This window comes from Cytobacillus kochii, from assembly GCF_020171845.1.
GTDB lineage: Bacteria > Bacillota > Bacilli > Bacillales > Cytobacillaceae > Cytobacillus > Cytobacillus kochii.
The window spans coordinates 137,666-156,112 of the sequence record NZ_JAIVAM010000011.1 but is presented as its reverse complement, the minus strand read 5'-3'; the positions used below and the strand labels follow the sequence as shown (position 1 = coordinate 156,112).

Here is an 18,447-nt window from a genome sequence, read left to right as displayed (position 1 = left end):
TAATCGGTATACTCCCTATTATAGATATTAAAGGTCTATAATATATTTATATAGGAGAGTGAGTAATACAATGTTAGATTGTGTGATTATTGGTGGCGGTCCAGCAGGTATGAATGCGGCACTTGTATTAGGGAGAGCAAGAAAAAATATCGTGCTTTTTGATGAAGATAAACCGAGAAATAGTGTTACACATGAATCACATGGTTTTATTACACGAGATGGAATTGCACCAGCTGAATTTAAACGTTTAGCAAAAGAAGATCTTCAGAAATATCCAAGCATTTCATTAAAGACAGAAAAGGTGACGGGGCTTAAAAAAGAAAACAATATATTCCTCATTAAGACAAGCTCAGGCAATCTGATACAATCGAGAAAAGTGATTTTAGCAACAGGAGTGAAGGATCAGTTACCTCCTATTAAAGGGTTAAAAGAGTTATATGGCAAAAGTGTCTTTCATTGTCCTTTTTGTGATGGTTGGGAGTTAAGGGAGAGAAAACTCGTGGTTGTTTCTGAGATGGAAGGTATTACCCATATGGTTAAATTACTAACGAATTGGAGTGATGATATTATTGTATGCTCTAATGGGAAGAAGATTTTAACAGGAGAAGAAAAGGAATTGTTAGCCTCGAAAGGGATCCGTGTATTGGAGGATGAAATTGCTTATTTACATGGTGAAGAGGGACAATTACAAGAAGTTGTCTTTACAAATGGGGAAAGATTAGAAAGGAATGGTGGATTTGTTGGGATGATGTCAAAGCAAGCTTCTCCTTTAGCTGATATAATAGGTTGTAAAGTGAATGAAAATGGTGGCATTATCACAGACGAATTTGGTAGAACAAATATAGAAGGTGTTTATGCTAGTGGTGACACATCAACAATGCCAATGGCTCAACTTATATTTGCGGCTAGTGACGGAAGTAGGGCGGGCATTGCTGTTGTGAGTGATTTATTAGCCGAAGATTTTTAGAAAAAAGGAGTAGTAAAAATGAAATATTCAAGTGCGACGAATTATGGTTTACACACAATGGCTTTCTTATACTTGGCTCCAAAAGGTGAATCTGTCGGAGTGGACGTGTTAGCAAAAGTGCAAGATCTATCGCCGACTTATTTATCGAAAATATTAACAAAGCTGGTAAAAGCGGGGTTAATTGAATCCACCCCCGGAGCAAAAGGTGGTTACCGTATAGTGAAGCGTAATGGAGATATTTCATTTTTACAAGTGATTCAAGCGATAGAAGGAAGTAATCAACTGTTTCACTGTTCACTTGATCACGACCACCCACATAATGAAGGCTGTTTAATTGAGCAGGCAATGCTTAGAGCAGAAGAGCAAATGGTGAAACAGCTGGAGCAAACCTTCATTAGTGACATTGCTGAACAAATGAAAGCTTCTCAAAAAGCAGTTGATTTAAATTAAGTAAATGAAAATGGAATGAAAAGGCTCGAGACTCTATATGATTATTGGCTTGAGCCTTTTTTTATATTTTAAAACCTATGTAAAAAATGACATTTAGGGTATTCCTACACATTGGATAATAATGTTAAGATATGAGGGATGTAGTTATGTTAAAAAGAGAGGTGACCCTTCCTGAATTTGGTTTTATGGGTTCTTTTTGCGTATGCTTGTGGTTGTTTAAATGGGGCCTATTATATTGGTCAATTTTTATATGGTGAGGATATAAGAGTAAAGGGAAGTGGTAATGCAGGTGCACGTAATGCCGGTAGAGTGATGGGTAGGAGAGCTTTTGTGTATACCGTGATTATTGATGCACTCAAAACGATTTTCCCTTTGTTAGTAGTCATTTATTTGGGGGAAGCTAGTAATCTAGTACTCGCTTGCGTTGTGGTAGCCATCTTATGTGGTCATATCTGGCCAGTGCAATTACATTTCCATGGGGGAAAGGGAATCGTTGTCTATCTAGCTGTCTCATTGGTTTTGTTGCCAATGGGTTTACTGATCGTCGGTGGACTCATTCTCCTGCTATATATCATTACAAAGAAGTTGACTATACCTACACTAACTAGTTTTTTTATCATGCCTATTCTACTTATGATAAAAAGTAGTTGGATGTTAGCGGCGGCATACTTTTTTATGCTATTCATTATTGTAAGGCTGCATAGAAGTGGAGGAGTGGAATGATGACAGCAATTGTTTATAAGCGTGCAGATCAAAGTTCTGAACTGGAGCAGATTCATCAATTAAACTATGAAACATTTGTAGAGGAAATACCGCAACATAGAGTGAATGAACAAAGAAAATTAGTTGATCGCTTTCATGATGCCAATACATATATTATCGCTAAAAAAGAAGATGAAGTCGTGGGTATGATTGCTGTAAAAGGGACGAGACCATTTTCATTAGACGAAAAGCTTGATCAATTAGACGCGTACCTGCCACCGAACGAAACCTTATGTGAGATACGGTTATTATCTATCAAAACACCTTATCGTGGGAGTCGCGTATTTTACGAGTTAAGCAAAGCGTTAGTTGATTTCTGTCTTGAAGAGCATTATACAATGGCAATCATTTCTGGAACATTAAGACAGACAAAGTTATATAGACATCTTGGATTCCGCCCCTTTGGTCCTTTGGTAGGTACAAAGGAAGCGCCATACCAACCAATGTATTTAACAAAAGAAAGTTTCGAGGCAGCATCTAAGCTTTTTCAAAAAATGCTGAAGCGGAACGCGAAAGAGAATGGACATTTTTTCCTCCCCGGTCCAGTTTCGATCGCAGATAAGGTAAAGGAGGCGTGGGGGAGAGAGCCAGTGTCCCACCGTTCTCATGAAGTAAGCTCCATGTTGAGCAAGCTAAAAAAGAAGCTTTGCGCATTAACTAATGCTAATGAAGTCGAAATAGCTGTTGGTACAGGAACAATGGCAAATGATATGGTTGCTGCCCATTTATCAATAGTAAATGAGAAGGGGCTCATTTTAGCAAACGGTGAATTTGGTTACCGGCTCATTGAGCATGGTAAGCGTTTCAAATTACCTTTTGCGACAGTTGAGAAACCATGGAACGCACCTATAGATATAAGCGAAGTAGAGAACATGTTACGGGACAATCGAGATATTGGCTGGATTTGGACTGTACACTGTGAAACATCTACAGGTTATCTTTTTCCATTAGAAGAATTGGAACAGCTTTGTCTGCAGTATAATGTGAAGCTATGTGTAGATGCTTGCAGTTCGCTAGGAATTGTTCCAGTTCATCTAAAGAATGTATATATCACGAGTGCGGTTAGTGGGAAAGGCTTAGGTTCCTATCCTGGTTTAGCGCTGGTTTTTCATCAAACACAAATCAAGCCTCATCATCAATTACCGAAATATCTCGATATTGGTGTGTATCAGGCCAAGGCGAGTATTCCGTTTACACATTCATCAAATGGACTGTATGCACTTTCTATAGCGATAGAGAATCATCATTTTGCAAGTCATGCTTTATATGAATTAGTACGTCAAAAGTTAGTAGAGGCAGGCTTAAGAGTGTTTTATGGGGAAAATTATTCTCCGGGTATTTTGACTGTTCAATTAGAGACAGAAATTAATTCAAGAGATTTTGGCGATCAATTGAAGCTGGTAGGGGTTTATGTCAGTTATGAAAGCAACTATTTGCTTGAGAGAAACTGGTTTCAGATTGCGCTAATGGGGGAACAGAAAAAGGCAGATGTTGAGGATGCGATGATTCGCTTGCTTAAAGTCTATGACAGCTTTCATAGTAGGAAGGTAATGGGATGAAAAACTTTATAAATTGGGTTGGTAAGCATTATCTAGCTGCACTCTTTGTCATGTTATGGGTAAAGGTAGTGGTTGTTACATGGGTAGGCTTCAATTTAACCGTCGAGACATGGCTAGACTTTCTCGTCCTTCTCGTTAATCCAATGGGTATTAGCCTGCTACTTATGGGCCTTGCTTTTATATTCAAAAAAAGATTTTCCATGATAGGCGTGTTAATTGCCTATGTGTTGCTTATTGGTTTATTATATGCGAACTTACTATATTATCGTTTCTATATTGATTTTGTAACAGTATCTGTACTTATGCAGCTAAATAATGTTGGTGGACTTGGACCAAGTACGTTAGAGTTAATTTCGCCTTTAGATTTGCTATTATTCTTAGATATTATCTTTTTTGTTTATGTATGGCGAAAAACAAAACAAACAAAGTGGCAACCAGCTATGCCTCATAAAAAGAAGTATGTTGGCTTGACTATGGTCTTAATCATGATGACCGTTTCCCTCGCATTATTGAGAAATCCTTACGTGCTTCAAGCGAACTATGACAGGGAACAGCTTGTTGAGTCATTAGGGCTATATAATTATCAAGTGTTCAACATTATTAATAGTTTGCAATCACCAATGATGAAAGTATTAGCTAGTGATAAAAGTGTTGAGCCTGTAACTAACTATTTACAGGGGATGCCTGATGCTAAATCGGACTATTTTGGTCTTGCTGAGGGAAAGAATTTAGTATTGATTAGCTTAGAGTCTACGCAGAATTTCGTCATTAACCGTAAAGTCAATGGGGAAGAAATTACCCCATTCCTTAACTCCTTAATAGAAGATAGTTATTATTTTTCAAATATATATGAGCAAGCAGCACAAGGAAAAACGTCAGATGCAGAATTCATGGTTCATACGGGCTTATACCCTTTATCCAGTGGTTCTGTCTTTGTTAGACGACCTGAGAATGAGTTTATTTCTCTACCTAAATTATTGAAAGCACAAAATAATTATAGCGCTGCCACTTTCCATGGTAACAGCATTAATTTTTGGAATCGAAAGCAAATGTATCCGAGCTTAGGTTATAATCAATTTTTTTCTCAAGAGGACTATCATATTACAGAAGAGAATTCCGTAAACTATGGTATTAAAGATATTCCTTTTTTTGAACAATCAATCACACATCTTTCAACGCTGACGGAACCTTATATGGCTAGTTTCCTTACATTAACAAATCATTTTCCTTTTTTATTAGAAAATGAGGACCAACGAATACCTCCTGCTGACACGTCGGTTGACGTTGTTAATCGTTATGTGACAACGGTTAATTATGAAGATGCAGCGATTGAAAGATTCTTTGATTTGTTAAAAAAAGAAGGGATGTATGAAGACACCATTTTCGTTATCTATGGTGATCATTATGGGATTTCTCAAGAATTTGAAGAAGGCGTGCATGAGTTATTAGATCAACCGGAAACGCCGATTAATCATCTTCAATTGCAGCAAATTCCTCTTATTATTCATATACCTGGCCAAGAAGGTGCGATATTTGAAACCATCGGTGGCGAAATTGATATTCATGCGACTATCCTCGAAATAATGGGTATTGATGAGGAGAAAAGAACAAATTTTAGTGAAAACCTCTTTACGAGAGATCCAAATAAACCTGTTGTCTTTCGTGATGGCAGTATGGTAGCTAGTGAATACGCTTATCTTAACAATGCTTGTTACAGCATGAATACTGAATCACTAACTGAAGAAGAAAACTGTGAAACTTATCTAGAAACGGTACGTAAAGAACTTAAGTTATCTGATGAAATTATTTTAGGCGATTTATTTAGGTTTATGGAATAGGAGGGAAAGAATGGAACAACAAAAAACAAATACGAAAGCAGTGGTTTCTCTGACCCTAGGGATTCTCTCATTGCTCGTTCCATTTATCGGCTTCTTATTAGGGATTATTAGTATTGTTTTTGGAAGGTTGTCAGCAAAAGAAATCCTGCAAACTGGAGAAAAAGGGAAATCGCTAGCAACGGCCGGTCTTATATGCGGTATTATAGGTATCATTCTTACGGTCATATGGATATTATTTGCGTTACTTGGTATCTTTGCTTTTTCAACATTTGAAACAGAGATACAGGAAATGCCTTAACAGAAATGCGCTGCTTCTAATGGAAGGAGCGTTTTTCTTATGCCCAAATACAAAAGGAAAAGGATGGTATTTATTATTGTTAATTTATCCCACTTGATTTATAATTGCTTTTAATATAAAAAGCTGGAGTGAACAAGTTAATGGCAGAATTGATCACAGCAAAATTACTTTTGATCGCATGTTTTCTATTAATCGTTACATTAGTAGAGACTTTAGCTTACTCGACTAGGATTGCTGGAACAAGAGTAAGGTTGATTGCTACAGCAATCTCATTGTTTAGTACATTAGTGATTGTCTCGCGATTTTCGACGATGATTCAGCAACCGATGACGGCAAAGTTGATTAATGCAGCACCTGAAGGGAATGTCATGAAGTTCATTGAAGAACAGTATCGCCTGTTAATAGGTGTTACTTCAATAGGTGTATTGCTAGGCATGTTGCTCTTCCCTACATTTATTTTGATATTTTCAAAGGCAATCGTGCAAATGTCAGAACAGCGGGGCTCAATCCCCGCATTAGTAAAGAAAAATATGAACTTACGAGGAATCAAGCGTATGCTTTCATGTATTAGAATCCCTCGTTTCTATTATTTAAAAGGAATTACGTTACAAACCATTCCTAAGCGCTTATTTTGCTTGAATGTAATTGTCACAGCGGTGTTTACGACAGGGGTGCTATCATCTATCTATGCTTCCATTATTGCACCAGAGTATGCGCAAGCAGCGTTAATGTCGTCGGGTATCATAAACGGTGTAGCAACAATTATTCTGACATTATTTATTGACCCAAAAGCTTCAGTATTAGCTGATAGGGTGGTAACTAACCCAAGCAAATATATTTATTTGAAAAGTTATTCATTAACAATGGTCAGTTCTAAGTTTGTTGGCACGTTGGCAGCGCAAATCATATTCCTGCCTGCTGCTTACTATGTAGCTTGGTTTGCACGTTGGATATAACAGATGGGGGGATATATATGTTAAAAAAACCACAAAGATTGCAAAGAGGTGACCGAGTAGCAACGGTGAGTCCTTCATGGGGAGGTGCAGGTGAAGAAGAAATTAGGTGGCGTTATGAACAAGGGGTAAGGCGGCTTGAAGAAGTATTTGGACTAGAAGTCGTCGCAATGCCGCACAGCCTGAAGGGGGCAGATTATTTATATCAACATCCCGAAGCGCGAGCCGAAGACTTAATGGCAGCTTTTTCTGATCATAGTATTAAAGCCATTATTGCCAATATTGGTGGAGAAGACAGTATTCGCTTGCTGCCCTATATTGATTTTGATGTGATAAAAGAAAATCCTAAAATTTTTATGGGCTATTCAGATGTCACGATTACTCATTTATTCTGTCATAAAGCAGGGCTATCGTCGTTCTATGGACCTGCGATTTTAACAGATTTTGCCGAGAATGTTGAGATGGATCCGTACACCGTTGAAAGCATCGAACGTACGCTATTTTCCTCTTCTACAATTGGTGAACTGACGCCTGCTCCACATTGGACGAGTGAGAGGCTCGAGTGGATAGAAGTCAATAAAGAGAAGCGGCGAAAAATGAATAAGAATAACGGCTATGAGGTCCTGCAAGGAAGCGGTAAGGTACAAGGCTCGTTAATCGGTGGCTGTATTGAAGTGCTGGAGTTTGCTAAGCAAACCAGTCTTTGGCCAGAGAAAGAGTATTGGCAAGGTAGTATTTTGTTTTTTGAAACGTCCGAAGATAAGACGGCCCCTGATTATGTGAAGTATTGGCTCAGGAATTATGCAGCGCAAGGGATATTAAAAGCCGTAAATGGAATCGTATTTGCTAAGCCTTATGATGAAGCATTCTATGAAGAATACAAGATGGTGATATTAACCGTTTTACAAGAATACGGTTTAACTGATGTACCGGTCCTTTATAACTTGAATTTCGGACATACGGAACCAAAATTTATTTTGCCTTATGGGGCAACTGCTCAGATTGATGCTGACCTTGGCTCCTTTGCCATCTTAGAAAATGGTGTAGAGTAGTGTTAGTTTATAATTATTGGATGAGTTCAATCATTGGTTTTATATTATTGCAATGTATTGTAGGAATTTGGTTGTTAGCAAAAAGGGCAAATAAGACTATGAGAGGTTTGGTTTTTTCTATCCTTTTTACATTTTGGATGTTAGTGAATGCGGTGTTTTTCTATTTTTTTGCTAGTTTATCAAGGGGGGTTTGGGGCTCACTATTCTTTGTTTTTACTGGTAGTCTGCTTATTCCTTTTTATTTTAAACGGCGAAGTAGGGAGAAAATCTTTGAAAGTAGATGAAAAAATGGGTTTGTTTTTTGAAAACAGTAATGTAAAGCCAATTAAAATTTTTACTATACTACGGTTCGTATTCATTTTCATGCTATTACTCTATTTAATTTTGGGTCTGCAAAACACTGACTTGTTATTACCGGGTAGATTATATCTCATTTTGGCCCTGATGTTTCTAATGGATGCGGTAGAGTCATGGATGCAAAAAAGTAAATATTTATTTCGATATTTGATGTTAAGCCTTCTCTTTTTGTTTTTATTGTTCATCTATTAATAAATGATCTAGAGGATGGTGATAGAGGTGGAGCAGTACAAAGCACAGAAAATGCTTATTCCTTTATTGTTGTTGCTAGTAAATATCGTTCTTACTTCTTTAATTATTCAAGAGCTTTTAGACACAACGGGTAAGGTCTATGGCATCTTTGGATTACTCACCCCCATTTTAGCTATCATTTCTTTCTTTTATATTAGAAACAAAAATAGCATGAGCCCGCTCATTATTTTTTTACAAGGGTTAAATGGGTTTTTTGTTCTTTTTCCTATTATAGTTTTGCTTGTTTCTTTCCTTTGATTGTAAATATGCTATTTGATATATGGTCTCCTTGATATTAGAGACCGGAGCTGTGAGCGTTGTGAAAGGAAGAATTACAAGAGGGCGCAGAAAAGAAAAACCGTCTGCCTCAGAAGTGGAGTTTGCACACAAAACTAATAGGAAAAGAAAGAGAACTGCACGCAAGTTGAGTTTACGAGCAAAAGCCATCCAGAAACACAAAGATAAGTAGAGAAAAAGAGGAAATCGCGACTGATCTGAGCGGAAAATCAAAGATAAGTAGAGAAAAAGAGAAAATCGCGACTAAACAGGGCGGAAAATCAAAGATAAGTAGAGAAAAAGAGAAAATCGCGACTAAACAGGGCGGAAACACAAAGATAAGTAGGTTAAAAAAGGAAATCGCGACTGATCTGAGCCAAAACACAAAGATAAGTAGCATAAAAGAGGAAATCGCGACTAATCAGAGCGGAAACACAAAGATAAGTAGGGTAAAAGAGGAAATCGCGACTGATCTGAGCCAAAACACAAAGATAAGTAGGATAAAAGAGGAAATCACGACTGATCGGAGCAAAAACACAAAGATAAGTAGAGAAAAAGGGGAAATCGCGACTAATCCGAGCGGAAACACAAAGATAAGTAGAGAAAAAGGGGAAATCGCGACTGATCTGAGCCAAAACACAAAGATAAGTAGGTTAAAAGAGGAAATCGGGACTAATCCGAGCGGAAACACAAAGATAAGTAGGATAAAAGAGGAAATCGCGACTAATCAGAGCGGAAACACAAAGATAAGTAGAGAAAAAGAGGGAATCGCGACTAATCTGAACAAAAACACAAAGATAAGTAGCATAAAAGGGAGAATCGCGACTGATCAGGATGTAAAAGGTAAAGAACTGCGTGCAAGACGTGTTTACGCGCAAAATGGTACAAGAAAAACAAGTAAAGTTGTGAGTTAAAATGTATATAGCAGATATTTGTTTTTGTACATTCATCGAGGCTGCCAGGAAAGATTCCAGAGTCGAGAGCATCACAAAAAAGAATCCTCTACTATGGTGCTCAATGGAAATTAATAGTTGATTTTCACAGCAACTCCTCTCTGTATGATTAGACGATATTTTCATAAAATCACAAAAAAGAAGCGTTCTTCATTTGAACGCTTCTTTTTCATTTTACGCCAGTTATTTTGTGAAAAAGTTTTCCGACATGAACAAATAAAGACGAAAAAATCAAAAATCATGAACAGTTTTTGTTCTAGTTTGAATTTTCATTTTTCACTACACTAACAGTAGAAACTTAATTAAAAGAAAATTTCGAATCAACAATGTAAGCGATATCAAATTAATTGTTTTTATATTCTATAAACGGGGTGAGTAACAATGAATGTTAATACGGTGGATAATATAACGGAAGAAGCGCTATTACAGGGAGCCGAGAAGATTGGTATGCTCGCTGAAGAAGAAGCGCATGAGGCTGATAAGAATGCCACGGTTTCAGCAAATGTCGTGAATTTGATAAAAGAAACACAAATCTCAAGGATGATGTTACCGAGGGAATATGTTGGGCCACAAGCGAGTTTATCTACCTTTGCAAAAGTGATTCAAAAGGTGGCAAATTATAATCTTTCTGCTGCTTGGTTAACCTTCCTTTACCCTTTACACAATTCTTTACCATCTTATTTACCGAAAGCAGGAAGAGATGAAGTAGTCGATCAAGGTGGATTGATTGCAGATATCTTTGCAGCATTAGGTACAGCGGAACCTGATGGAGATGGATTAAGAATTAGTGGGAAATGGAATTTTGTCAGTGGCATTCTTCATAGTGATTGGGTTGGCGTAGGGGTGAAAGTTCAATTACCAGGACGTGATAAACCAGTAGTCTGCCTACCCATTTTGAAAACATCTGAGGTTGAAATCGTTAAAAATTGGGATACTTTTGGATTAAGAGGGACGGGAAGTAACCAAATCATTGCAGATAATGTGTACGTACCGAAAGAGCGTATTCTCGATTTAGAAAAAGCGGAATCAACAAGAAGGCCACCAGAAGAAGATTATGATAAAAGTTATCCGTTTTATCATGTGCCATTTTATCCGGCATTTTATATTGGATTCCCAGCGATTGCTATCGGTGGTGCGGAAAGAGTGATTGAAGAGTTTAAAGTGTTAACTGAAAAGCGTGTTCGTTTGATGGATGGGATGAGAGAAAGTGAGTCCCCTCGAAGTCAACGTGTAATAGCAGAAATTTCTACCGATTTGCATGCAGCAAAAGGGTTGATGGCTCAATACATTTATTTATTAGAAAATTACGAAAAGGATGGCGAAATGACACCGCTCGGGGAGTTTTTTGCCATTAGAACTAAAATTATAAAGCTTTGTACAGATATCGCTGTTCGTGCCATGTTAACACTTGGTGGTGCTGCACTGTATAAAGGTGGGACTTTAGAAATGTTTATCCGCGATATTTTATCCGTGGCTACACATAAAACATCACTTTATGAAGATTCTGTTGCTGCTTACGGGCAAGACTTATTTGGATTTGAGAGTGGCGTCAGAGGTTAATGAAAGGAGAGGTAAAGATGGATGATCGTTTATTTAGACATGCAATGAGTAAATTTGCCACCGGCGTAACGGTGATTGCAACCGAAACAAATGGAGATGTTCATGGGATGACGGCTAATGCTTTTATGTCGGTATCACTTGATCCTAAATTAATCGTTATCTCTATTGGGGAGCGAGCGAATATCCTTTCGAAAATTAAAGATAGTGGGATATTCACCGTCAATATTTTGGCTGATGATCAAAAAGAGCTGTCTATGAATTTTGCTGGACAGTTAAAAGAAACAAAGGAAGTGTCATTCGCGAGATTAAATGACATGCCGGTCATTGACGGGGCAGTGGCACAAATGGCATGTGAAGTATCGGCCACACATGTAGAAGGTGACCATACGTTATTTATTGGTCGCGTGAAGGATGTGTATTTAGAAGAAAAAGATCCATTATTATTCTTTAACGGCAAATACCGTTCAATGATAGCAGTAGAAGAGCCAATTTCTTAACAATAAAGGAGGGAAGTCAGATGAAAACCATCGTCTTAAATGAGGAAGAGCTCCATGGCGTATTAGGTAAAAACATAGAATCATGTGTGATGGCGCTCGGATTTTTCGATGGCCTTCACCTTGGTCATCAAGAAGTCATTCGCCAAGCAAAGGTGGAAGCAAATAAACGCAACTTGCCACTAGCAATCATGAGCTTCTTTCCTCACCCGAAAACGGTGTTAATGAAGCGATCTGACTTTCCTTATTTAATGCCATTAGAGGAAAAGAAAAAGAGAATGAGTTCTCTTGGTGTCGATCTTTTCTATGTCGTTCCTTTTAATCATGCATTTGCTAGCCTCTCCCCAGAAGCATTTGTTAAGCAATATTTACTCACACTCGGCGTGAAACATGCAGTTGCTGGTTTCGACTTTCATTATGGTAACAAGGGAGTCGGACATATGGCCAGATTAGCAACTGATTCAGGCTATCAAATAACGACAACATCTGTTTCAAAATTGAGCAGAAATGGGTTGAAAATTAGTTCCTCTTATATCCGCAGCTGTTTACAGCAGGGGGAAGTAGATTTAGCACATGCGCTTCTAGGTAGACCGTATCAAGTGAAGTTGCAAAGGAACGGTAGCACGTACTGGGTTAAACCTTTTTATACTTTACCTGCACTTGGTGAATATGAAGTGAATTGCCAAGGGGATATGCATACAGTCAAAGTCCTTAGCAAAGAAGAAGTAGAATGGCAATCGAACAAGACCTTACCAAAAGAATTAAGCATTCATTGGTTGAAAAAAACAGATGCAAAAGAACAAATCAGTTAAATCAATATATTGATAAATAGGAGAGTGAAGAGCAATGATTCTTCGTTTAGGGCAAATCGAGCTGTTTGTAACAGATTTAAATAAGTCTAAAGATTTTTATGTAGATGTACTAGGGTTTATTGAAGTGGAAAGAACAGAGTCAAGTCTATATTTGCGTGCCATTGATGAATTTGATCGATATTCTTTAATTTTAACGCAAAAGCCAAAAGCAGCTCTTGGTAGTTTTAGTCTACGTGTATCTAGTCCTGAGTATTTAAGAGAGTTAGAGAAGCAACATCAAGAAATGGGAGTTGCCACTCAATATGTCGAGAATAGTATCCACCCAGGAAAAGGGCCGGTACTTAAAGTAGCTGAGCCGAATGGTCATCCGGTTGAATTCTATCATGCAATGGAAGAGATGAATGTAGGGAATAAAAGTGGCGGAGTAGATGCCTTGCCAATGAGATACTCCCATTTACATCGTGGTATACCGCCAGTAGCAATCGATCATATGAACCTGCGTGTAACAAATGTAGATAAAGCGTTAGAATACTGGCAAGCAATAGGCTTTAGCATTTCCGAATATGTTCAAGGAGATGAGGGGAAATTTGCTGCATGGACAAGAGCGAAAACATCTACACATGACGTGGCCCTTGTCCAACATAAAGAAACATCTCTGCATCATATTGCTTATATTGTAGACGGTATTTCTTCCGTTGTGAAAACGGCTGACTTACTTGCAGATGCAGGCTACCGTGCAAATATCGATTATGGACCAGGTCGTCATGGGGTAACAAATGCCTTCTTCTTATATGTAAGAGACCCTGACGGTCATCGTATTGAGATTTATTCTGGTGATTATAAACGTGATACTGATTTACCACCAATCGGCTGGACCAAGGAAGAATATGATACAAAGGGTCGTTTATGGTGGGGACCATCAGTGCCAGATTCTTTCTTTGAAACAACACCAGTGAATGATGAGTGGATGAAAGAGAAAGTGACAAAATAAAGAGAATAGGAGAGGATTTTATATGTCTATTTGGAACGATTTAGCAGATATCGAATTTAAACTTCATTTTGTCGATGCAGATGGGGTGAAAACGAGAGTACTAGAATCGGGAACTGGAGAGCCTCTTTTGCTTTTACATGGTACAGGGGGGCACATCGAGGCTTACGCAAGAAATATCAAAGGATTGGCTGAGCATTTCCGCGTGATATGTATCGATATGTTAGGTCATGGATATACAGAAAAGCCAGACTATCCGTACGGTATTGATAGTTACAGTGACCATTTATTAGCTGTAATCAAAGCGCTTGATTTAGAGAAAGTATATTTATCTGGCGAGTCTCTTGGTGGATGGGTGGCTGCCTGGTTTGCTGCTCACCATCCGACCTATGTGGAATCCATGGTGCTCAATACTCCTGGTAATGTGAATAACAAACCTGAAGTTATGGCAGGACTAAAAGCGTCAACATTAAAAGCTGTACTTGAAGCAAACTATGAAAATGTGAAAACGAGATTAGAGTGGTTAATGTATGATAAATCGCAAGTAACAGATGAGTTAATTGAATCTCGTTACAATATTTATACTCAACCTGCTTATCAGGAAGCTGTCCATCATATTGTCCATTTGCAAAACATCGAAGCAAGAAAACAATTTAGTTGGGACCCATCATGGTGTGGCAAAATCAATGTACCAACATTACTTGCTTGGACTGACCATGATCCAACTTCAACAGTAGAAGAAGCACAACCGATCAAAGAGATGATTCCAGGGAGTGAACTGACAGTAATCAATGAAGCTGGTCACTGGCCACAATGGGAGAAACCGGAAGAATTCAATCAGGTGACCATTGATTTTTTAAAAAAACAAGTGGTATCTAAATAAATATTTATACACCCGTCTCTTAACAAAGTGGCGGGGTCTTTCCATATAGAAGGAGGTTCAATGATGACACTACAGTTAAATGATCAACTAAAAGAAGCTGCTCAAGCGCTTTTAGAAGCGGAGGAAACAAAGAAATCCCTCCAGCCATTAACAGATAACATCCAACAGCTATCAGTTGATGAGGCGTATCAGATTCAGATGGAAAATATTGATGTGAAGTTGGCTCAAGGAGAAAAGATAGTTGGAAAGAAAATCGGTCTAACCTCTCTAGCTATGCAAAAGGCCTTAGGGGTTGATCAGCCAGACTATGGCCATTTATTAAGTAGCATGGATGTCACAATGCAAAAATCGGCCATTCCTATGGATAAATTATTTGAGCCGAAAATTGAGGGAGAAATTGCGTTTGTATTGAAGCATGATTTGCGGGGACCGAACGTAACAGAGGCAGATGTTGTAGCAGCCACTGATTATATTATCCCTGCTTTAGAAATTGTGGATAGTCGAATCGAAAATTGGCGGATTAAACTGGAAGATACTATTGCTGACAATGCCTCAAGTGCCCAATTTGTTTTAGGTGAAGAACGATATGCTGTCGATAGTGTGAAGCTAAAAGAAATGGAAATGAAGTTATACAAAAATAACAAATTGATTAATAAAGGCTATGGTGCGGATGTATTAGGTAATCCGATAACTTGTGTTGCTTGGTTAGCTAATAAGCTGTCTGACTATGGTGTTCACTTGAAGGCAGGAGAAGTCATTTTATCAGGTGCGTTATCTGCAGCGATTCCTGTGGAGAAAGGCGATTCATTTAAAGCAGAATTTAGTGGGCTTGAGAGTGTAGAAGTGAGTTTTCAAAAACATAGCGGAGCGTAGTCCTTCGCTTCTTTTTCTTAAAAATCTTGAGAGTGAGGTCATCTAAATGGCGAAAAATCCTCGTACGAAAGAAGGTAAAATCTCGCGTCGGGCTATTCTAATTATTATTTTATTATTTTTACTGACAGTGATTAGTAATGCAGATAAAGCGATTATTGGATTTGCATCTGTTCCTCTGATGGAAGAATTAGGGTTGAATGCTGAACAGTGGGGTATCATTGGAAGTGCATTTTTCTTTTTATATTCTATTTTTGCTATTATCGGGGGAACGTTAGCTGACAGATTCGGTGCAAAAATTGTTATTGCTGTTATGGCAATTGTTTGGGCGACTGTGCAGTTTTCTACCCTATTTGTATCAAGCTTTACCTTTTTATTGATAACACGCATTATACTAGGCGCAGGGGAGGGACCATCTTATTCACTCGCTATGACTGCTGCAACAAAATATCTACCAAAAGAGAAGCTTGGGATAGGTTTAACACTTGTTTCTGTAGGTGGTCCTTTAGGGGTAGCTATGTCGGCACCTATACTTATTTCATTAATCACTCAATTTGGTTGGCGTTCGGCATTTCTAGCAACTTGTATTGTCGGTTTGATTTGGGTTGTATTTTGGCTAATGATTGCAGAAAATGATCGCAAAGAAGCAATAGCAAAATACAAGGCTAATCGCCAACAAGGCCAACAAACAGCAATAAGTAAATTTGGACCAGTGCTAAGGTCAAAAAACTTTATTCTTATTGCCATTTGTGGTTTTGCAACGTATTGGTCTTTTACCATTGGTTTAAATTGGCTTCCTAATTACTTGGAAAATGTCCGTCAATTGAGTGCAGAAACCTTATCTATAGTAGCAGCACTCCCATGGATAATGATTACCATTTCTCAAATCACCTTCTCTACTGTCTCAGATCGATTATTTAAGAAAACGAAAAGTATCGTGAAGGGTCGAGTGTTTGTACTGGGTCCGGTGATGCTAGCGGGAGCAGTTAGTTACTTTATAGGAACATTACTAAATGCGAATATGTTGGTGATTGCCTTTCTTTCTTTAGGGCTTACTTTCGGTTGTATCACACTTGTGCTTGGTCCGACTATTCTTTCGAGTATGGTCTCAAAAGAGCATATAGGTAAAGTGCAAGGGTGGTTTATGGCGTTTACCTCTTTAGGAGGAATCGTTGGTCCTTATATTACTGGTCTTCTTATTGAAAGATCTGCAACACAAGCAGCGGGCTTTCATATGGCATTTCAATTATGCGGTATAATCCTCCTTATTTGCGGTGGACTTGTCTGGTTATTTGTCCGGCCAAATAAAGATGAGAATATTCAATCAAACGTAGCATAAAGAAAATGAATGCGGTTACAAGTAATTTTTGAAAAAAATAAAAAATCAGAATAATTATATTGACAAACAAAAGGAAAACATCCTACAATTTTAATATGATATTAACGAATACTATTCGACATTATCGAACGTTGGAGGATGTATGACGATACAATCAGTTTTGCGTGCAACAGACATTTTAGAATTATTTCTTAATGGTCAAAAAGAGTTAAGTGTAAAAGAAATAGCGGAAGCCATGGAACTCTCTAAAAGCACGGTACATGGTTTAATAAAAACTTTGGCCTCGAAAGGTTATCTTTATCAAAATGAGGAAAGTGGTAAGTATCGTTTAGGTATGAAGCTTTTTCAACTAGGTCATATCGTTGAGAACCAATTCGATTTTGCTGAAGTTTCGAGGCCAATCATCAATAAGCTTGTTACTACTCTAAAAGAAACGGTGCATTTAGTAACTTTTGAGCAAGGTGAAGCGATTTACATTGAAAAGAAGGAAGGTCCTCATTCTTTGCGAATCTACTCGCAGATTGGTAGGAGGGCACCCTTTCACTGTACGGGAGTAGGGAAAGCGATATTGGCTTTTTTACCAAAAAAAGAACAAGAAGAAATCATCGAACCCCTTACTTTAAAGTCGTTCACTGAGAATACCATTGTCACTAAGCAAGCATTAGTAAAGGAATTAGCTGTAGTGAAAGAGCAGGGATTCGCTGTTGATAACGAGGAGATTGAAATCGGTCTTATATGTACAGCAAGCCCGATCTTTAATTATCAAGGAAGGGTAGTTGGTTCCATTAGTTGTGCGGTACCAACAGTGCGATTAAATGAGGCACATCAACAAGAGGTTACTACTGGAATTAAAACTTCTGCCAATGAAATTTCAACTGCACTTGGATATTAGAAGGAAATTAAGGAGGGAACTGAGGTTTGAGTAAAGTAAAAGTAGCGATTTTAGGATCAGGTAATATTGGAACAGATTTGATGATTAAATTAGGTCGTTCAGACATTTTAGAACTTACAACGGTGATTGGTATTGATGCAAATTCTGATGGCTTAAGACGTGCGAAGGAATTAGGGTATGTCGCCATTGATACTGGGATTGATGGGTTTTTAGAACAGCCGGAACTTGCAGAGATTGTTTTTGATGCGACATCAGCAAAAGCGCATATTCGTCATGCAAAAGCTTTAAAAGCAGCAGGAAAGAAGGTCATTGATATGACACCAGCAGCTGTAGGTAAGTTGATTGTTCCCCCAGTTAATTCAAAGGAACATTTAGATGCTGAGAATATCAATTTAATTACATGTGGCGGTCAGGCAACTATACCAATGGTACATGCGGTGAACCGAGTGAGTCCAGTTGCCTATGCTGAAATCGTTGCGACAATCTCAAGTAAAAGTGCCGGACCTGGTACGAGGGCTAATATCGACGAATTTACTGAAACCACTTCAAGGGCGATTCAAGAAGTGGGCGGCGCGAAAAAAGGGAAAGCTATTATTATATTAAACCCAGCAGAACCGCCAATACTCATGAGAGACACCGTCTACACGTTAGTGGAAGAGGGGACGATGAAGGAAGAAGAGATAAAAGCATCAATTGCTGATATGGAAAAAACCGTGCAGAGCTATGTGCCAGGCTACCGATTACGGACGGAGCCAATGATCGACGGTAATCAAGTAACTATCCTTATAGAAGTGGAAGGAGCCGGCGATTATTTACCTAAATATTCAGGAAATCTAGATATTATGACAGCGGCTGGTGTAAAGGTAGCTGAAGAGTTTGCAAAGAATTTAATTACACAGTAAAAGGAGAGAGA

Annotated in this window: 18 protein-coding genes; all 18 read left to right on the top strand. The window is 38.3% G+C overall.

Annotation, left to right across the window (positions count from 1 at the left end; all coding sequences use genetic code 11):
• Positions 1 to 70: 70 nt before the first annotated feature.
• Positions 71 to 967, top strand: coding sequence for an NAD(P)/FAD-dependent oxidoreductase (locus LCM23_RS18565; protein ID WP_224938324.1), 897 nt, complete (start codon positions 71 to 73; stop codon positions 965 to 967).
• Positions 968 to 985: 18 nt separating this feature from the next.
• Positions 986 to 1,417 carry an RrF2 family transcriptional regulator gene (locus LCM23_RS18560; RefSeq protein WP_224938250.1) on the top strand — a complete coding sequence of 144 codons (432 nt, stop codon included), beginning with the start codon at positions 986 to 988 and terminating at the stop codon, positions 1,415 to 1,417.
• A gap of 177 nt (positions 1,418 to 1,594) precedes the next feature.
• Entirely contained in the window at positions 1,595 to 2,140 is a 546-nt protein-coding gene (locus LCM23_RS18555; protein WP_224938249.1) for a glycerol-3-phosphate acyltransferase, read from the top strand.
• Positions 2,140 to 3,738, top strand: a complete 1,599-nt coding sequence (locus tag LCM23_RS18550; RefSeq protein WP_224938248.1) for an aminotransferase class V-fold PLP-dependent enzyme — start codon at positions 2,140 to 2,142, stop codon at positions 3,736 to 3,738. The genes LCM23_RS18555 and LCM23_RS18550 overlap by 1 nt, the downstream gene beginning before the upstream one ends.
• Complete coding sequence (locus LCM23_RS18545) at positions 3,735 to 5,576, top strand: LTA synthase family protein (RefSeq protein WP_224938247.1); 1,842 nt, start codon at positions 3,735 to 3,737, stop codon at positions 5,574 to 5,576. Before LCM23_RS18550 ends, LCM23_RS18545 begins: the two co-directional genes overlap by 4 nt.
• Positions 5,577 to 5,586: 10 nt before the next feature.
• Positions 5,587 to 5,874 (top strand): DUF4190 domain-containing protein, encoded by a 288-nt coding sequence (locus LCM23_RS18540; RefSeq protein ID WP_224938246.1) that lies wholly within the window; start codon positions 5,587 to 5,589, stop codon positions 5,872 to 5,874.
• Between the two features lie 140 nt (positions 5,875 to 6,014).
• Entirely contained in the window at positions 6,015 to 6,830 is an 816-nt protein-coding gene (locus LCM23_RS18535) for a lipid II flippase Amj family protein (RefSeq protein WP_224938245.1), read from the top strand.
• A gap of 17 nt (positions 6,831 to 6,847) precedes the next feature.
• A complete protein-coding gene (locus tag LCM23_RS18530; protein WP_224938244.1) occupies positions 6,848 to 7,879 on the top strand; it encodes a S66 family peptidase in 1,032 nt (343 codons plus the stop codon).
• 576 nt (positions 7,880 to 8,455) lie between these two features.
• Positions 8,456 to 8,725: a hypothetical protein gene (locus LCM23_RS18525; protein WP_224938243.1), complete on the top strand. Its 270-nt coding sequence runs from the start codon at positions 8,456 to 8,458 to the stop codon at positions 8,723 to 8,725.
• Positions 8,726 to 10,077: 1,352 nt separating this feature from the next.
• Positions 10,078 to 11,256: an acyl-CoA dehydrogenase family protein gene (locus LCM23_RS18520; RefSeq protein WP_224938242.1), complete on the top strand. Its 1,179-nt coding sequence runs from the start codon at positions 10,078 to 10,080 to the stop codon at positions 11,254 to 11,256.
• 17 nt (positions 11,257 to 11,273) lie between these two features.
• Positions 11,274 to 11,753 (top strand): flavin reductase family protein, encoded by a 480-nt coding sequence (locus LCM23_RS18515; protein ID WP_224938241.1) that lies wholly within the window; start codon positions 11,274 to 11,276, stop codon positions 11,751 to 11,753.
• A gap of 20 nt (positions 11,754 to 11,773) precedes the next feature.
• Positions 11,774 to 12,562 (top strand): FAD synthetase family protein, encoded by a 789-nt coding sequence (locus LCM23_RS18510; RefSeq protein WP_224938240.1) that lies wholly within the window; start codon positions 11,774 to 11,776, stop codon positions 12,560 to 12,562.
• 34 nt (positions 12,563 to 12,596) lie between these two features.
• Positions 12,597 to 13,553, top strand: coding sequence for a 3,4-dihydroxyphenylacetate 2,3-dioxygenase (hpaD, locus tag LCM23_RS18505; protein WP_224938239.1), 957 nt, complete (start codon positions 12,597 to 12,599; stop codon positions 13,551 to 13,553).
• A gap of 22 nt (positions 13,554 to 13,575) precedes the next feature.
• The gene (locus tag LCM23_RS18500; RefSeq protein ID WP_224938238.1) at positions 13,576 to 14,433 is read left to right on the top strand and encodes an alpha/beta fold hydrolase; all 858 of its coding nucleotides are present in this window, start codon (positions 13,576 to 13,578) and stop codon (positions 14,431 to 14,433) included.
• Positions 14,434 to 14,496: 63 nt separating this feature from the next.
• Positions 14,497 to 15,306 (top strand): 2-keto-4-pentenoate hydratase, encoded by an 810-nt coding sequence (locus tag LCM23_RS18495; protein ID WP_224938237.1) that lies wholly within the window; start codon positions 14,497 to 14,499, stop codon positions 15,304 to 15,306.
• 46 nt (positions 15,307 to 15,352) lie between these two features.
• A complete protein-coding gene (locus LCM23_RS18490) occupies positions 15,353 to 16,642 on the top strand; it encodes an MFS transporter (RefSeq protein ID WP_224938236.1) in 1,290 nt (429 codons plus the stop codon).
• A gap of 142 nt (positions 16,643 to 16,784) precedes the next feature.
• Positions 16,785 to 17,534, top strand: coding sequence for an IclR family transcriptional regulator (locus LCM23_RS18485; protein WP_224938235.1), 750 nt, complete (start codon positions 16,785 to 16,787; stop codon positions 17,532 to 17,534).
• A gap of 26 nt (positions 17,535 to 17,560) precedes the next feature.
• The gene (locus tag LCM23_RS18480) at positions 17,561 to 18,436 is read left to right on the top strand and encodes an acetaldehyde dehydrogenase (acetylating) (protein ID WP_224938234.1); all 876 of its coding nucleotides are present in this window, start codon (positions 17,561 to 17,563) and stop codon (positions 18,434 to 18,436) included.
• Positions 18,437 to 18,447: the final 11 nt, after the last annotated feature.

What these genes read in the sequence shown, in the direction of transcription:
- LCM23_RS18560 (WP_224938250.1), top strand. Translation starts at nt 986, where the DNA reads ATGAAATATTCAAGTGCGACGAATTATGGTTTACACACAATGGCTTTC.
- LCM23_RS18530 (WP_224938244.1), top strand. Translation starts at nt 6,848, where the DNA reads ATGTTAAAAAAACCACAAAGATTGCAAAGAGGTGACCGAGTAGCAACG.
- LCM23_RS18510 (WP_224938240.1), top strand. Translation starts at nt 11,774, where the DNA reads ATGAAAACCATCGTCTTAAATGAGGAAGAGCTCCATGGCGTATTAGGT.
- LCM23_RS18520 (WP_224938242.1), top strand. Translation starts at nt 10,078, where the DNA reads ATGAATGTTAATACGGTGGATAATATAACGGAAGAAGCGCTATTACAG.
- LCM23_RS18490 (WP_224938236.1), top strand. Translation starts at nt 15,353, where the DNA reads ATGGCGAAAAATCCTCGTACGAAAGAAGGTAAAATCTCGCGTCGGGCT.
- hpaD (WP_224938239.1), top strand. Translation starts at nt 12,597, where the DNA reads ATGATTCTTCGTTTAGGGCAAATCGAGCTGTTTGTAACAGATTTAAAT.
- LCM23_RS18535 (WP_224938245.1), top strand. Translation starts at nt 6,015, where the DNA reads ATGGCAGAATTGATCACAGCAAAATTACTTTTGATCGCATGTTTTCTA.
- LCM23_RS18500 (WP_224938238.1), top strand. Translation starts at nt 13,576, where the DNA reads ATGTCTATTTGGAACGATTTAGCAGATATCGAATTTAAACTTCATTTT.
- LCM23_RS18545 (WP_224938247.1), top strand. Translation starts at nt 3,735, where the DNA reads ATGAAAAACTTTATAAATTGGGTTGGTAAGCATTATCTAGCTGCACTC.
- LCM23_RS18515 (WP_224938241.1), top strand. Translation starts at nt 11,274, where the DNA reads ATGGATGATCGTTTATTTAGACATGCAATGAGTAAATTTGCCACCGGC.
- LCM23_RS18540 (WP_224938246.1), top strand. Translation starts at nt 5,587, where the DNA reads ATGGAACAACAAAAAACAAATACGAAAGCAGTGGTTTCTCTGACCCTA.
- LCM23_RS18485 (WP_224938235.1), top strand. Translation starts at nt 16,785, where the DNA reads ATGACGATACAATCAGTTTTGCGTGCAACAGACATTTTAGAATTATTT.
- LCM23_RS18495 (WP_224938237.1), top strand. Translation starts at nt 14,497, where the DNA reads ATGACACTACAGTTAAATGATCAACTAAAAGAAGCTGCTCAAGCGCTT.
- LCM23_RS18550 (WP_224938248.1), top strand. Translation starts at nt 2,140, where the DNA reads ATGACAGCAATTGTTTATAAGCGTGCAGATCAAAGTTCTGAACTGGAG.
- LCM23_RS18565 (WP_224938324.1), top strand. Translation starts at nt 71, where the DNA reads ATGTTAGATTGTGTGATTATTGGTGGCGGTCCAGCAGGTATGAATGCG.